The organism is Cellulomonas sp. HZM, assembly GCF_000708885.1.
In the GTDB taxonomy this organism is placed as follows: Bacteria; Actinomycetota; Actinomycetes; order Actinomycetales; family Cellulomonadaceae; genus Cellulomonas.
The window spans coordinates 75,651-90,271 of the sequence record NZ_JEOE01000013.1 but is presented as its reverse complement, the minus strand read 5'-3'; the positions used below and the strand labels follow the sequence as shown (position 1 = coordinate 90,271).

Here is a 14,621-nt window from a genome sequence, read left to right as displayed (position 1 = left end):
GGCTGACCTCGCCCGCACGCCCCGCCCGCGCATCGGCCAACGCCACCCGCACCCGGTCCGCACCCCGAGGCGCGTCGCCGTCGACCAGCACCAGCCGGTCGTCGACGACACCCTCACGAGGCGACCCAGGGACTTCGAACATGCGTATGAATCTACCCGAACCGGACACCCCGGGTCAACCCCGAAATGGCACCTGACCAGCACAAACACCGACACGGTTATCCACAACCAAGAGCCTGTGGACGGCTCGACCCAGCCCCTGCCAGAGCAACGATCAGCTCCCCCCGGCGACCCACCCCGCGAGGTCCACGACCTGCGCGACCAGCACGGCCGCCCCCACGACGAGACCCAGCAGGACGAGTCCGGCGACGACGACGGCGCCCAGTCCCGCGAGGTCGCGGTCGGTGCCCGGGATGCGTTCGGTGGTCATGCACTCAGCGTCGCCGGGCACGACGGCACGCCACATCGACCCCCGGTACCGAGCCGACGGTGCGTGCGTCAGCCGTCAGTCGTAGCCGTCTGCGACCGACGGCCTACGCGCGTCAGCTGACCTTGAACGACCCGTCCTCCTTGGGGACGAGCTCGACCCACGTGTTGCCGGGCGCGAGCGTCGCGGGGTCACCGTTCTCGAGGAACAGGCGCAGCGGCTGGTCGTTCGCCGCCTTCTTCCACTCGACCTTGATGGTCTTGCCACCGGTGGCGATCAGCCCGGTGCCGTGACCCACGAGCTTGTACGTCGGCACGGGCGCGCCGCCCTGCGCGTTGAAGCCGGAGTCGGGGTGCGCGGCGACGATCGTCACGACGTTCGTCGCGGACAGCCGCTTGCCGTTGCGTGCGGTCGCCGGCGCGGTCCCCTCGCTGCGCAGCCACTTGTTCGCGTCGCCGTCCCACGACCACTGCGGGTTCGCGGCCGCCGACAGGTGGTACGTGAGCTTCGTCGCCGACGAGCCGGACATGACCGCCGTCGCCTGGTCGGCCTCGCGCGCGAACAGGAACTGCTCGCCCGGCGAGTCCTGGTGGTCCTCGTTCGCGGACTTCCAGAACGTCTTGGGCGTGCCGTACACGTTGTGCGGCGCGGCGCGGTCGTGCGTGCGGTACATGCCCGGGGTGCCGCGGTCGTTGCTGAGCGGCTGGATCCCGTTCTTCGGGATCAGCGGGAGGATGCCCGCCTGCCCGCCGGAGAACGCGAGCAGGCCGTGCATCGGCGCGAGGATGATCGGGTCCATCGGGCGCACAGAGCGGATCGGCCCGACCTCGTCGGGGACCTTCGAGTGGAACACCGCGATGAACCGCGAGACCTGGAACTCGACGACCGTCTCCCACACGACGTCGGCCTCGTCGAGACCCGTCTGCGGTCGCGCCATCGACGTGTTCTCGATCTTGACCGCGAGCGCCGCCCGGTTGACGACGTCGCCCTTGACCGCGACGCCCGTCAGCGGCCACACCGGCTCGACGGACGGCGTCGGCGCGGGCGTCTTGTCCGCGTCGATCGACGGCCCCGCGGTGACGGGCGCGGCAGTCGACGGGCCGGGGTCGGGCGAGCCGCTGCAGGCCGTGAGGGTGGCGAGCGCGCCCGCGCTCAGGAGGGCCGTGAGCCGCCAGGGCGTGAGGGTCGTCGTGCGCACGGGCACAAGGCTGACACACGCGGGCGCCCCGACGTGTGCAGGCGCGCGCCGCGTCCTGTCGCACGTCGACGACGACAGCGCGCACGAGCCGCGGTCCGCGAGCGCGCGGATCGTGCCCGCGGCCGCCCGCGGCCTACGCTGACCACGTGACCCGGCTCCTGCGTGACGCCCCCGCGGACCGGTTGCTGCCGGCTCTCGCGGCGGCGCTCGAGGGCACGGGTCCGGCGGTCGCGCCGTGCGGACCGGACGACGAGGGGCGCGACGCGGGCGACGTCCCCGACGAGGTCGCGCTCGTCGTGCGGACGTCCGGCAGCACCGGCGAGCCACGAGGCGTGATGCTGAGCGCGGAGGCGCTCGTCGCGTCGGTGTCGGCGACGCACCAGCGGCTCGGCGGGCCGGGCACGTGGTTGCTGGCGCTGCCCGCCCACCACGTCGCCGGCGTGCAGGTGCTGGTCCGCTCGGTTCTCGCGGGCACCACCCCCGTCGTCGTGCCCGCCGGGCCGTTCCGTCCCGCGGCGTTCGTCGCGACGACCGACACCATGCCGACCGGCCGCCGTTACACCTCCCTCGTCCCCACGCAGCTGCGCCGCCTGCTCGCGGACGATGCCGCGACCGACTCGCTGCGCTCGTTCGACGCCGTGCTCCTCGGCGGTGCCGCGACGCCCCAGGCCCTGCTCGACGAGGCTCGAGCCGCAGGCGCGCGCGTCGTGACGACGTACGGCATGTCCGAGACGTGCGGAGGGTGCGTGTACGACGGCGTCCCGCTCTCGGGCGTGCGCGTCCGGGTCGACGACGACGGTCGGGTGCTGCTCGGCGGACCCGTGCTCGCCACCGGGTACCTCGGCCGTCCGGACCTCGATGCGGGGTCGTTCGTCGTCGTCGACGGCGTCCGACACCTGCGCACCTCGGACGCCGGCAGGGTCACCGACGGCGTCCTGACGGTGCTCGGGCGGCTCGACGACGTCGTCGTGACGGGCGGGGAGAAGGTCGCGCCCGCGGCCGTCGAGGAGCTGCTCGCGGCCCTGCCCGGCGTCGCGGAGGTCGCGGTCGTCGGCGTGCCCGACGACGAGTGGGGCCAGGCCGTCGTCGCCGTCGTCGTCCCCCGCGCGGGCGCCACGCCGCCGACGCTCGCAGACGTCCGGGCCGCCGCGACGGCGATCGCTCCCGCAGCCGCCCCGCGGCGCCTCGAGATCGTCGACCACCTGCCCACGCGCGGCCCGGGCAAGACGGACCGCCGTAGGCTCGTCGCCGACCTGACCGCACACGACGCGAGGACCACCACGTGACCACACCCCAGGAGTGGGTGGCCGGCGCCCGCCTGCGCACGCTGCCCGCGGCCGCCGCCCCGGTGCTCGTCGGCACCGGCGCCGCCGCGCAGCTCGACGCCGCGAAGCCCGGCCGCGCGCTGCTCGCGCTCGGAGTCGCGCTCGCGCTGCAGGTGGGCGTCAACTACGCGAACGACTACTCGGACGGCATCCGCGGCACGGACCTCGACCGCGTGGGCCCGCTGCGCCTCACCGCGTCCGGCGCGGCGACCCCCCGCGCGGTCCGCACCGCCGCGTTCGCGATGTTCGGCGTCGCCGCGCTGCTCGGCCTGTGGCTCGTCGTGCTGTCGGGCGCGTGGTGGCTGCTCGCGGTCGGCGCGCTCGCGATCGTCGCGGCCTGGACCTACACCGGCGGCCGGTCTCCCTACGGGTACCGAGGCCTCGGCGAGGTCGGTGTCTTCGTGTTCTTCGGCCTCGTCGCCGTGCTCGGCACGACGTACACGCAGGCCGGGCGCGTCCCGTGGACCGCATGGGTCGGCGCCGTCGCGGTGGGACTGCTCGCGTGCGCGCTGCTCATGGTGAACAACCTGCGCGACATCCCCACCGACGTCCTCGCCGGCAAGCGCACCCTCGCGGTCCGGCTCGGCGACCGCCGCGCACGCCGCGCGTACGCCGGGCTCGTGATCGTGCCGGTGCTCCTCGGCATCGTCTGCGCGTTCGCCGCGCCGTGGGCGCTGCTCGTGACCGTGCTGCTCGCGCCCGCGGTGGTGCTGGCGGTCGCGGTGCTCGTCGGCGCGCGCGGGCGAGCACTGATCCCGGTGCTCGGGGGGACCGGGATGCTCGAGCTCGCGTTCGGCGTGCTGCTGGGGCTCGGCCTGGCGCTGTAGCCGCCCGACCCCCTGCATGGATGTCTCTATTCTTGCGCCATCACTGTCTCTAGAATAGAGACATGTTCGCCTACCCCTCGCTCGACGACGAGGACACGGCCGTCCTGGCCTCCGTGTCCCAGCTCCGCGACGCCCTCGCGGACCGCCTGCGTCCGGCACGGCGCTGGGCGGGATCGCTTCGTCGGACCTCGTTCGCCCGGAACATCCAAGGTTCCAACAGCATCGAGGGCATCGACGTCCGTCTGGACGACGCGGTCGCCGCGATCGACGACGAGCCTCCGCTGTCCGCCGACGAGCAGACGTTCGCCGAGATCAGGGGCTACCGGCAGGCACTCGAGTTCGCGCTCGCGATCGCGCGCGACCCGCACGGACGCGTCGACGAGAGCGCGCTCCGAGCGATGCACTTCATGATCCAGTCGCACGACCTGACGAAGAGCCCCGGGCAGTACCGACCCGCGGACATCCACGTCGTCGACGGCGACGGGACCACCGTCTACACCGGTCCGGACGCCGCCGACGTGCCCCGCCTCATGTCCGAGCTGGTCGACCACCTCGACGAGCTCCGGACGGTCGATCCGATGGTCCGCGGCGCGATGGCACATCTCGACCTCGTCATGGTGCACCCGTTCCGCGACGGCAACGGACGGATGGCCCGCGCGCTGCAGACCCTGGTGCTCGCACAGTCCGGAGTGCCCTACCCGGAGTTCGTCAGCATCGAGGAGTGGCTCGGCGCGAACACGCAGGACTACTACCGGGCCCTCGCTCACACCGGGCACGGCCGGTGGAACCCCGCCGCCGACGCCCATCTGTGGGTCAAGTTCACGCTCCGCGCCCACCACATGCAGGCCCAGACCGTCGCCCGACGAGTCGAGCGGATGGACCTGCTGTACGCGACCCTCGCGGGCGAGCTCGCGACGCTGGGCCTCCCGGAGCGCACGCTCGACGCGCTGTACACGGCGTCGATCGGGTTCCGGCTCCGGCGCCCGACGTACGTCTCGAGCACCGGCGTCGACGACCGGACCGCGACGCGCGACCTGAGCGCGCTCACCGCCGCGCGACTCCTGCGGGCGGTCGGCGAGACGAAGGGACGCCACTACGTCGCCGGCACCCGGCTCGAGGAGATCGTCACGACGATGGGTGCGCGCACGCCGCTCACCGATCCATATCCGTGGCTGCCCTCCCGCCTCGCGCAGCCGGTCGGGTAGCCGGCGGCCTTCGACCCGGTCGGTCGCAGGGGCCGAGCTCCGCGCACGCGCTCCGCCGTCGGCCGTCGGCCGTGCGCGATGTCCACAGATCTTGAGAACCAGCCCCGCGACGTGCCGGGTTTGGGTAGGTTCGCGGCCATGCGCAGGGGAATCTCGATCATCGCCGCCGTCGTCGCAGGCGTGTGCGGCCTGGGCGGCTGCACGGGCGGAGACGCCGTGGCCGACCCGCCCACGCCTTCCGTAGTGGTCAGCGTGACGCCGACGCCGACGCCCTCGCCGACCACCACCGCCCCGTGGCCGTCCGCCACGCCGTCCCCGACCGTCTCGGTCGACGCGATGGGCATCGTGACCAAGCCGAGCAAGCGCCCCGGCATGTCGAAGCACACGGTCGACGGCGCCGCGGCCGCGGCTCAGTACTACCTCGACCTCTACGCCTACTCGCTGTCCTCGGTCACCAAGCGCGAGCTGGTCGCGCTCGCGGATCCGGACTGCATCTTCTGCGCATCGGTGGCGAAAGACGTCGACGAGCGTCGCAAGAATGGCACGCACGAGGTCGGAGGCACGATGGCCTACAAGGACGTCGTTGCGAGAAAGACTACGCCGACCTCGTACTTCGTCACGTTGACGGCTCGACAGTCGCCCTCTCGAACGTTGGACGACAGCGATCGCGTGGTCGAGGACTTCCCTCGGACCACCGACAACGACGTGAGCATGGTCTTGCACTGGGTCGATGACCGCTGGATCACGCGTGCGGTGACGATCGCGAACAGCCGCCCAGCATGAGTCGACGTCGCCTTTGCATCACGGCGCTTCTGTTGGTCTCGTTCATTGCAGCGAGCCCTGCGGATGCAAAGGAGGTGGGCGCTACGAGCAATGACGACTCGATATATGTCCGCTCCAAGGATGCGGAGGAAGCCCGGCTGCGTGCCGAGCGGGTGCCGCCTGAGCTGCGGCTGGTCGAGTACCGGCGGGCGGGTGCGTGCGGCGGTGTCGCGCTCGACGGCCCGGGAGACCACTGGCAGGCCGAGTCGGCCCTCAACGGCGCCTGCTCCGACGGCACCGACGAACCTCCGCAGTGCGACGGTGCCCCCTCGCTCGAGCCGCTGTGGACCCGCACCCGCCTCACGGTCGACTCCCCGTGGAGCGACTGGCAGCTCGTCGACTGGTACGTCTGCCCCGACGAGCTGTTCGCCCTGACCGTGACCGACTTCGAGCGCCTCCCGCTGGCGAAGCCTGCGCTCACGGTGCAACCGGACCGCGGGTGGGTGCTGGTGAACAAGGAGACGATCGTCTACACCGACGACGTCACCCAGAAGCTCACCACCGAGGTCCTCGGGCAGAAGATCGACGTCGAGGCCGACGCCCAGTCCTGGACCTGGAACTGGGGCGACAAGACCACAGACCTGACCACCACCAAGGCCGGCAAGCCCTACCCGCACCAGACCCTGTGGCACACCTACCAACAGCTCGACACCGTCCAGGTGACGCTCACCGCCACCTGGAAAGGCCGCTGGCGCCTGCACGGCCACACCACCTGGCACGACGTCCTGGGCACCGCCCAGACCACCGCCACCTCCGACCCCTTCGAGATCCGCGAGCTCCGCTCACGACTCGTCGCACCCGAAGACGACTGAACGACCCGCCCGCAGCACGACCAGCGCACCGTTCGCCGAGTGGTCGCCGGAGTGGTCGCCGGACTGGTCGACGCAGCGATCGGCGGCGCTACCTGCCGGTCGGCTCGGCGTCCGTCGGACCCGGGTCCGTGGCGAACGGCGTCACCGACCGCGTCGCCTCGTCGGCCGCGTCCTCGTAGTCCGCGTCCCGCTCGGTCGCGGTACGGCGTGTGCGGGCGGGTGCGTGCTCGGCGCGGGCCTGCAGGTACCGGGCGGCAGCGTCGCGCTGGCGCCCGAGCAGCACGTAGCCGAGCGCCCATGCGATGAACAGCCCCGCGAACGGCGCGAGCCAGTCCTGCAGGCCGATGCGCCACAGCCCGAACGTCGCGAGAGCGAACAGCAGCAGGCGCAGCAGGGTGTAGATCAGCACAGGCACGCCCCCAGGGTAAGCGCCGAGCCTGAGCACCCCGTCTGGCAGCGACCCCCCGCACGGTGCACCCAGCGCCTACGCTGGGCGGATGCGCTATCTCGGCACGCTGCTGCTCATCGGGCTCGTCGTCTACTGCGTGATCGACATCGTGCGCAGCGACGACCACGAGCGGCTCGGCGTGCACCGCGCGCTGTGGGTGCTGCTCGTCGTGCTCATCCCGCTGATCGGCTCGATCGTCTGGATCGCCGTGAGCTGGGCGCAGCGTTCGTCGCAGCGGCCGCAGGCTGCGGGCTGGGGCGGCGCAGGACACGTCCCGGGAAGGACGGTCGCACCGGACGACGACGCCGAGTTCCTGTGGCGTCTCGAGCAGGAGCGCAAGCGTCAGGACCCGCCGAAGGACGACCCGGCGGCCTGACCGCGCGCCCGCGGCACTCGCGGGCGAGGCCGGGTCACAGCCCCGAGTACGAGTGCTTCCCGGTCACGACGAGGTTGACCACGGTGAAGTTCGCGAGCACCACGGCGTAGCCGACGAACACGAAGTACGCAGCCCGCCGCCCGCTCCACCCGCGCGTGGTGCGCGCGTGCAGGTACGCGGCGTACACGACCCACGCGACGAACGTGCCGATCTCCTTGGGGTCCCAGCCCCAGTAGCGTCCCCACGCGTGCTCGGCCCAGATCGCGCCCGCGATCAGCGTGAACGTCCACAGCACGAAGCCGACGGCGTTGAGGCGGAACGCCATCGCCTCGAGCCTGCGCGCGTCCGGCACCTGCTCGAGCCATGCGAACCGCGGGCCGGTGACGGCCCAGCCGGCGAGCGACCCGCCGCGCGCGGCGAGGTGCGAGCGGCCGTTCTCGCGGGCGTCCCGTATCACCTGCAGGACCGATGCCGCGAACGCGACCGTGAACACACCGGTCGCGGTGATCGCGACGCCCACGTGGAGGATGAGCCAGTAGCTCTGCAGCGCGGGCTGCACGGCCTCGGCCTGGACGTAGAACTTCAGCAGCGCCGTCGCGAGGAACAGCACGGCCAGCCCGAGCACGACGACCGAGATGAACGGGATCGCACGGCGACGCTGAACGATCGCGAGCACGAGGGTCGCGACGAACACCCCGACGAGCGTGAACTCGTACATGTTGGCGGTGGGCCAGCGCCCGGCGGCGATGCCCCGCAGCACGATGCCACCGAACAGCAGCACCACCCCGAGCCAGTGCGTCGAACGTGCGATGCCCTCGGCGCGCACCGAACGTCCCGCCGCCGCCTCGTCGGCCGAGCCGGCGACGGCGCTCACGGGACCGCGGGGCACGGACGACGAGGCCGCGGGCGCGCCGTCCGACGCGACCGCGGCCCCCACGAGCTCAGGCGCCGCTGCCCCGCGTTGCGAACGCTCGGCGATGCGCGCCATGTCGATCGTGTACGCGACGAGCGCGACGGTGAACGCCGTCGCCGCGGCCCAGACCAGCAGCGTGCTGAGGTCACCGGTGGTCATGGCTTCTCCGTGTGCTGCCGGTCGCCGAGCGTTTCGGCGAGGATGCGATCGAGCTCGGGCTGCAGTCCGACGTCGTCCCCCCGGGCGAGGCCGGCAGCCGTGACAACTGTACGACCGTCGCCCGATGCGGCCCGCACCCAGATGCGGCGACGCGGCGCGAACAACGAGGCCGCGAGCCCGGCGAACGCGGCGATCGCGAACACCAGCACCCAGGTGAGCGCGGGGTCGTGCCGCAGGTCGAGCGCGACGTAGCGCTGCACGCCGTCGAACGTGAGCGTCCCGAGCCCGTCGGGCAGGTCGACCGTCTCACCCGGGCGCACGTACAGCGTCACCGGGGCGCCGTCGGCATCGACCGACTGCTTCATGCGCGACTCGTCGAGCTGGTACACGTTCTGCGGCACACCCGAGTCGAGGCCGAGGTTGCCGTGCCACACCGACAGCACGAGGAGCGGGTCGGTGGGCTGCGGGTACACCGAGCGCCACAGGTCGGTGCCGACCTCCTCCGCGGTCGGCAGCAGGTAGCCGACGATACCGATCTGGTCCTGGCCGCCCGTCACCGACGGCACCTTCACGACGCCGCGCGACGTGTACTGCTTGTCCTGCGGGATGAACGGCGTCGGGCCGTCCTTGACGAGCGCGCCGCTCGCGTCGTGCACCGTGATCTGCGGCGCGTACCCGTTGCCCTGCAGGTATACCTTCGCACCGCCCGCGTCGAGCGGGTGGTTGACCTTGATGGTCGTCTTCTCGGCGTCCTGACCGGGCTCGGTCAGCGTGACGTGCGCGGTGAAGTCGCGCGGGTCGAGCGTCGCGGGGTCGAACCGGGAGTCGAACGAGTCGAGCTGCATGGTGAACGGCACGAGCGACGACGGCCGGAACGCGGTGCCCTGCTCGAACGTGTCGTAGTCGACCATCGCGTTGGCGAAGCCGTGGCCCTGCACGACGATGGCCTGGCCGCGGTAGTGCAGCATCTGCCCGGTCGCGATCGAGACGAGCAGCCCGACGAGCGCGAGGTGGAACACGAGGTTGCCGGTCTCGCGCAGGTAGCCGCGCTCGGCGGAGACGGACCACGCGCCTTCGCCCTCGTCGCGCACGTCGGTGCGGTAGCGCGGCACGAACGGCAGCCACGGCCGACGCAGCACGGCGTGGGCCGCACGCACGACCGACTCGGCGTCGTCGTCGGACGCGGCCTCGCCCTGCGCCGGGAAGCGCGTGAACCGGCGCGGGGTGCGCGGCGGGCGGCCACGCAGCGCGGTCCAGTGCACCCGTGCGCGCGGCAGGATGCAGCCGACGAGCGAGACGAACAGCAGGATGTAGATGGCCGAGAACCACACCGACGCGTAGACGTCGAAGAACCCGAACCGGTCCAGCCACGGCCCGGTCGTCGGGTGGTCGCTCAGGTACGTGGCGACCTTCGCCTGGTCCTGCGCGCGCTGCGGGAAGATCGTGCCGGGCACCGCCGCGACGGCGAGGAGCATGAGCAGCAGCAGCGCGACGCGCATGCTCGTGAGCTGGCGCCACGTCCACCGCAGCCAGCCGAGCGGACCGAGCGACGGGAGCTGCACGGGCGCGGCCGGTTCCTGGTCGGTGCCGTGGAACGTGTCCTCGAGGCCCTCGGGGCGGTACGTCGTCATCTCACACCGCCGGGGTGAAGCCGTCGTCGCCGGTGAACAGGCCCTGCAGCCAGTGCGCCCAGTCGTTCCACACGCCGGTCACGAGCGCGAGACCGAGCACGACGAGCATGGCCCCGCCGACCCGCATGATCGCGAGCCGGTGCCGGCGCAGGAACCCGAGCGCGCGCGTGCTCGACTCGAGACCGAGCGCGACCAGCAGGAAGGGCAGCCCGAGCCCGACGCAGAACGCCACGGCGAGCAGCGCACCGCGCCACGCCGAGCCGCCGTCGAGCGAGAGCGTGAGGATCGCGGCGAGGGTCGGACCGATGCACGGGGTCCACCCGAGGCCGAACGTCACGCCGAGCAGCGGCGCACCCCAGAGCCCGGCGCGCGGTGCGAGGTGCAGCCGCTTCTCGCTCTGCAGGAACGGCACGAGGCCCAGGAACCCGAGGCCCATGACGACCACCACGACCCCGAGCACGCGCGTCACCGTGTCCTGGTACTGCGCGAGCCATCCGCCCACCGAGCCGGCGAGCACGCCGAACAGCACGAACACGAGCGTGAACCCCGCGACGAACAGCCCGACGCCCAGGAGCAGCCGGCTGCGTGCGGCGGCAGGTCGCTCGGTCGTCGCGAGGCCGCCCGGGGGGATCGTCGCCCCGACCCGCAGCCCGCCACCGGAAGAGGCCGTGCCGGACGAACCGCCCGACAGCCCTCCCGACAGCCCGCCCGACATCCCACCCAGGTACCCGAGGTACCCGGGCACGAGAGGCAGGACGCACGGCGACGCGAACGACACGAGCCCCGCGAGCACCGCGACGGGCACCGCGAGCAGCAGCGTCCCGGACGCCGCCGTCGTCGCGAACCAGCCCGCGCTCACGCCTTCTCCGCGAGCAGTCCGTCGACGATCGTGCGCAGCGTCGACGCGTCGGCCAGCCCGAGCAGCCGAGCCGCGACGTGCCCGTCGCGGTCCAGCACGATCGTCGTCGGGACGGCGTTGACCGGCACGACGCCCTGCAGCGACGCGACCGCCGCGCCCGAGGTGTCGTGGATCGACGGGTACGGCACGTCGAACTTGCGCTGGAAGGCCTCGGCCTCGCCCGCGGCGTCGGTCGCGTTGAGACCGACGACGTGCACGCCCTTGCCCGCGTAGTCGTTCGCGAGGTCGACGAGGTCGGGCGCCTCCGCGCGGCACGGCGGGCAGTTGGCGTACCAGGTGTTGACGACGACGACGTCGCCGCGCCAACCCGTGACGTCCTGGTCCTTGTCCGCGTAGTCCTTGCCTGCGAGGTCGAGCGGACCCTTGCGGTGACCGGTCGCCCAGGTGGTCGTCGAGCCGTCCGACGACACGTACCCCTGGTTCGCGACGTCCGACGGCGTGTGGCTCCCGCCCCCGCCGCCCGAGCACGCGGCGAGCGTCAGCGCGAGCACGGCTCCCGCCGCTGCGACGCGCACGCGCAGGCCGCTCACGCCCCCGCCACCGTGGCCGCGCCGGGCAGCAGGTGCGCCGCGGGCTCGCTGTAGCCGAGCGAGACGAGCCGGTCCCCCTCGAACGTCAGGGACGTGAGCGACGCGAGCGAGCACTGGCGCTTGCGAGGGTCGTGCCACAGGCGGCGGTGCTCGAGCGCGAGGCGCGTGACCCACACGGGGAGCTGGTGGCTCACGAGCACGGCCTCGTGCCCGCGCGCGGCGTCCCGCGCGGACGCGACGGCGCCGAGCATGCGCTCGACCTGCTCCTTGTACGGCTCTCCCCACGAGGGGCGGAACGGGTTGCGCAGGTAGGGCCAGTGCTGGGGGTGGCGCAGCGACCCGTCGCCGACGCCGAACGTCATGCCCTGGAAGTGGTTGCCGGCCTCGATGAGCCGTTCGTCGGTGCCGACCTCGAGCCCGAACGCCGCCGCGATGGGCGCCGCGGTCTCCTGGGCGCGCTGCAGCGGGGACGCGATCACGGCGACGACGTCACGCCGCGGCTCGGCTGCGAGGTGGTCGGCGACCACGCGCGCCATCTCCTGGCCGCGCTCGGACAGGCGGTAGCCCGGCAGGCGTCCGTACAGGACGCCCTGCGGGTTGTGCACCTCGCCGTGACGCATGAGGTGGACGACGGTGGCAGCCATGCCCGTCAGTGTCCCCCATGCACCTGGGTGCGCGGGACGGTCAGGCGTCGCAGGGGGCGTGACACGGGCCACTGGCGATGCGGTCGCGCACCGCGGCCATGGCCGTGCCGAGCGCCGCGAACTGCTCGGGCGTCAGCACGTCGACCAGCCGGTCGCGCACCGACTGCACGTGCTGCGGCGCGGCGGCGACGAGCGTGGTCCAGCCGAGCTCGGTCATGGTGCAGTTCACGCCGCGGGCATCGGCCGAGCACTGCGCGCGCACGACGAGCCCGCGCTCCTCCATGCGGCGGATGGTGTGCGTGAGGCGGCTGCGGGAGTGCGCCAGGTCGTCGGCGAGGCCGGACATGCGGCTCGTGCGGCCGGGGGCCTCGGAGAGTCGGACGAGCACCTCGTACTCCGCCGACGACAGGCCGGTGCGCTGCTCGAGGTCGTGCTCGAGCGCCGCGAACAGGCGCACGACGCCGTCACGGAACGCGCGCCACGAGACCTGCTCGTCGGTACTGAGCCAGTTGTCGAACGGCTCGCTCGTCGTCGGGTCGTCGGCGGCGGCCGGGTCCACGGTGGTGCTCGTCATACGGACCGCTCTCCTTCCAGGTGTTGCGCGCTGCCGCCAACTGTAGTACAACTTTGAACTATCAAGGTGATTGACACTTCAACCAAGCCTGGAGGCACCCGATGAGCACCGCCACCACCACCCTTCCCGCCGGCCTCACGACGGGCACCTGGAACATCGACGCCTCGCACTCGGAGGCCGCGTTCACGGTCCGCCACGCGGGCATCTCCAAGGTCCGCGGCACGGTCGCGGTCACCGACGGCGCGATCACCGTGGGCGAGGACCTCGCGAGCACGTCCGTCACCGCGACGCTCGACCCGTCGACCGTCTCGACCGGCGACGCGAACCGCGACGGCCACCTCAAGAGCGGCGACTTCTTCGACGTCGAGAAGTTCGGCCAGTGGACGTTCGCCTCGACCGAGGTCCGCCAGGACGGTGGCGACTACGTCATCGTCGGCGACCTGACGATCCACGGCGTGACGCAGTCCGTCGAGCTCGCCACCGAGTTCAACGGCACCGCGGTCGACCCGTTCGGCAACCAGCGCGCCGGCTTCGAGGCGTCCGTGACGATCTCCCGCAAGGACTTCGGCCTGACGTGGAACGCCGCGCTCGAGGCCGGCGGCGTCCTGGTGTCGGACAAGGTCGTCATCTCGCTCGACGTCTCGGCCATCCAGGCGGCCTGATCGCCGCACCCGGCGCGCAGCGTCGGCGGAGCGGGTGGGGAACGGTTCGTGTCGCGAGCCGGAACCCACCCGCTTCGTCGTACCCGGGGCCATGCGGCCTCACGCGCCCTCGGCACTGCGGCGCGCGTCGTGGAACGCCAGTATCTGCAGCTCGGAGGCGACGTCGACCGCCCGCACGTCGACGTGCTCGGGCACGCGCAGGGCACGTGGCGCGAACGTGAGGATGCCGACGACGCCCGCGGCGACGAGCGCGTCGCACACGTCCTGCGCGGGCCCGGCCGGCGTCGCGATGACACCGATGCTCACGCCGCGCTCCGCCACCACGCGCGCGAGCTCGGACAGAGGCTCGACGACCAGCCCGCCGACCGTCGTCCCCACGACGGCCGCATCCGCGTCGACGAGCGCCTCCACGACGAACCCGCGCTCGGCGAACCCCGAGTAGTTCGCGAGCGCGTGCCCCAGGTTGCCCACTCCGACGATCACCACGCCCCGACGCACCGCGAGCCCGAGCACCACACCGATCTGCTCGGACAGGTGCGCCACGTCGTACCCCACTCCGCGACGCCCGTGCGAGCCCAGGTAGGACAGGTCCTTGCGCAGCTGGGCCGGGGTCACGCCGGCGAGGTGCGCGAGCTCGTCGGACGACGTCGTCACGACTCCCTGCGCACCCAGCGTCCGCAGCGCGTGCAGGTACCCGGGCAGGCGCGCCACCGTCGTCGCCGGGACCGACCTCGGGCCGCCCTGGTGGGTCACGCACACCCCCTCACCGGTGGCCGCGACGTCGCGAGCACCCGCTCCGTGGGTCACGGCCCGGTCGTCGTCGGCCCGGTCGTCTCGACCCGACGCCAGGCTAGGGCTCGCGCGGCCCGCTGGCGAGGGCCCTGCGGACCCGGTCCGCGCTGATGCGCCAGTAGCCCTGCCGCACGCCGTCGACCTCGACCACCGGCACGAGCTCGCCGTACTCCTCGAGCGTCGCGCCGCCCACCTCGTCGACGTCGACCTCGCGCCAGCCCGCGCCAGCCTCCGCGGCCAGCTCCGTCACCAGCGCACGCGCGTCGTCGCAGAGGTGGCAGCCCTGGCGCCCGTACAGCACGACCCGTGCGGTCCCGTCCTCGCTCACCCGACCGACCCTAGGCGTCCCGGCCCGCG

The 14,621-nt window shown here is 72.7% G+C and carries 18 protein-coding genes; 7 read left to right on the top strand and 11 right to left on the bottom strand.

The window, feature by feature from the left end; all coding sequences use genetic code 11:
• Positions 1 to 274: 274 nt before the first annotated feature.
• Positions 275 to 430: a hypothetical protein gene (locus tag AW16_RS18625; RefSeq protein WP_197021595.1), complete on the bottom strand. Its 156-nt coding sequence runs from the start codon at positions 428 to 430 to the stop codon at positions 275 to 277.
• A 112-nt stretch (positions 431 to 542) separates the two neighbouring features.
• Positions 543 to 1,625: a DUF3048 domain-containing protein gene (locus tag AW16_RS0109265; RefSeq protein WP_029289849.1), complete on the bottom strand. Its 1,083-nt coding sequence runs from the start codon at positions 1,623 to 1,625 to the stop codon at positions 543 to 545.
• 146 nt (positions 1,626 to 1,771) lie between these two features.
• Between AW16_RS0109265 and menE the strand changes: the two genes are divergently transcribed.
• From menE to AW16_RS17680, 5 genes are all read left to right on the top strand, one after another.
• Entirely contained in the window at positions 1,772 to 2,911 is a 1,140-nt protein-coding gene (menE, locus tag AW16_RS0109260) for an o-succinylbenzoate--CoA ligase (RefSeq protein ID WP_051681814.1), read from the top strand.
• Positions 2,908 to 3,777 (top strand): 1,4-dihydroxy-2-naphthoate polyprenyltransferase, encoded by an 870-nt coding sequence (locus AW16_RS0109255; protein ID WP_029289845.1) that lies wholly within the window; start codon positions 2,908 to 2,910, stop codon positions 3,775 to 3,777. The genes menE and AW16_RS0109255 overlap by 4 nt, the downstream gene beginning before the upstream one ends.
• Before the next feature lie 62 nt (positions 3,778 to 3,839).
• Entirely contained in the window at positions 3,840 to 4,982 is a 1,143-nt protein-coding gene (locus AW16_RS0109250) for a Fic family protein (protein ID WP_029289843.1), read from the top strand.
• A 336-nt stretch (positions 4,983 to 5,318) separates the two neighbouring features.
• Positions 5,319 to 5,765, top strand: a complete 447-nt coding sequence (locus AW16_RS0109245) for a DUF6318 family protein (protein WP_156044125.1) — start codon at positions 5,319 to 5,321, stop codon at positions 5,763 to 5,765.
• Positions 5,766 to 5,917: 152 nt separating this feature from the next.
• The gene (locus AW16_RS17680) at positions 5,918 to 6,616 is read left to right on the top strand and encodes a hypothetical protein (protein ID WP_051681813.1); all 699 of its coding nucleotides are present in this window, start codon (positions 5,918 to 5,920) and stop codon (positions 6,614 to 6,616) included.
• 88 nt (positions 6,617 to 6,704) lie between these two features.
• Here AW16_RS17680 and AW16_RS0109235 read toward each other — a convergent pair whose 3' ends face one another.
• Entirely contained in the window at positions 6,705 to 7,031 is a 327-nt protein-coding gene (locus AW16_RS0109235; RefSeq protein WP_081861565.1) for a DUF4229 domain-containing protein, read from the bottom strand.
• Between the two features lie 82 nt (positions 7,032 to 7,113).
• Here AW16_RS0109235 and AW16_RS0109230 point away from each other — a divergent pair, with 82 nt between their 5' ends.
• A complete protein-coding gene (locus tag AW16_RS0109230; protein WP_029289835.1) occupies positions 7,114 to 7,440 on the top strand; it encodes a PLD nuclease N-terminal domain-containing protein in 327 nt (108 codons plus the stop codon).
• Positions 7,441 to 7,474: 34 nt separating this feature from the next.
• Here AW16_RS0109230 and ccsB read toward each other — a convergent pair whose 3' ends face one another.
• From ccsB to AW16_RS0109200, 6 genes are read right to left on the bottom strand one after another with little or no spacing between them, the layout of a single operon-like run.
• Positions 7,475 to 8,512, bottom strand: a complete 1,038-nt coding sequence (gene ccsB / locus AW16_RS0109225) for a c-type cytochrome biogenesis protein CcsB (RefSeq protein ID WP_029289833.1) — start codon at positions 8,510 to 8,512, stop codon at positions 7,475 to 7,477.
• A complete protein-coding gene (locus AW16_RS0109220) occupies positions 8,509 to 10,143 on the bottom strand; it encodes a cytochrome c biogenesis protein ResB (RefSeq protein ID WP_029289831.1) in 1,635 nt (544 codons plus the stop codon). The genes ccsB and AW16_RS0109220 overlap by 4 nt, the downstream gene beginning before the upstream one ends.
• A gap of 1 nt (position 10,144) precedes the next feature.
• Positions 10,145 to 10,960 (bottom strand): cytochrome c biogenesis CcdA family protein, encoded by an 816-nt coding sequence (locus tag AW16_RS0109215; RefSeq protein WP_231495999.1) that lies wholly within the window; start codon positions 10,958 to 10,960, stop codon positions 10,145 to 10,147.
• 38 nt (positions 10,961 to 10,998) lie between these two features.
• Complete coding sequence (locus AW16_RS0109210) at positions 10,999 to 11,592, bottom strand: TlpA disulfide reductase family protein (RefSeq protein WP_029289829.1); 594 nt, start codon at positions 11,590 to 11,592, stop codon at positions 10,999 to 11,001.
• Positions 11,589 to 12,236 carry a histidine phosphatase family protein gene (locus tag AW16_RS0109205; protein ID WP_029289827.1) on the bottom strand — a complete coding sequence of 216 codons (648 nt, stop codon included), beginning with the start codon at positions 12,234 to 12,236 and terminating at the stop codon, positions 11,589 to 11,591. Before AW16_RS0109205 ends, AW16_RS0109210 begins: the two co-directional genes overlap by 4 nt.
• Before the next feature lie 40 nt (positions 12,237 to 12,276).
• Positions 12,277 to 12,810, bottom strand: a complete 534-nt coding sequence (locus AW16_RS0109200; protein WP_029289826.1) for a MarR family winged helix-turn-helix transcriptional regulator — start codon at positions 12,808 to 12,810, stop codon at positions 12,277 to 12,279.
• 101 nt (positions 12,811 to 12,911) lie between these two features.
• Here AW16_RS0109200 and AW16_RS0109195 point away from each other — a divergent pair, with 101 nt between their 5' ends.
• Positions 12,912 to 13,472 carry a YceI family protein gene (locus AW16_RS0109195; RefSeq protein WP_029289825.1) on the top strand — a complete coding sequence of 187 codons (561 nt, stop codon included), beginning with the start codon at positions 12,912 to 12,914 and terminating at the stop codon, positions 13,470 to 13,472.
• Between the two features lie 99 nt (positions 13,473 to 13,571).
• Here the strand turns inward: AW16_RS0109195 and AW16_RS0109190 are convergent, their stop codons facing one another.
• Positions 13,572 to 14,225: a redox-sensing transcriptional repressor Rex gene (locus AW16_RS0109190; RefSeq protein WP_231495998.1), complete on the bottom strand. Its 654-nt coding sequence runs from the start codon at positions 14,223 to 14,225 to the stop codon at positions 13,572 to 13,574.
• Between the two features lie 97 nt (positions 14,226 to 14,322).
• Positions 14,323 to 14,592 (bottom strand): glutaredoxin family protein, encoded by a 270-nt coding sequence (locus AW16_RS0109185; protein ID WP_029289821.1) that lies wholly within the window; start codon positions 14,590 to 14,592, stop codon positions 14,323 to 14,325.
• Positions 14,593 to 14,621: the final 29 nt, after the last annotated feature.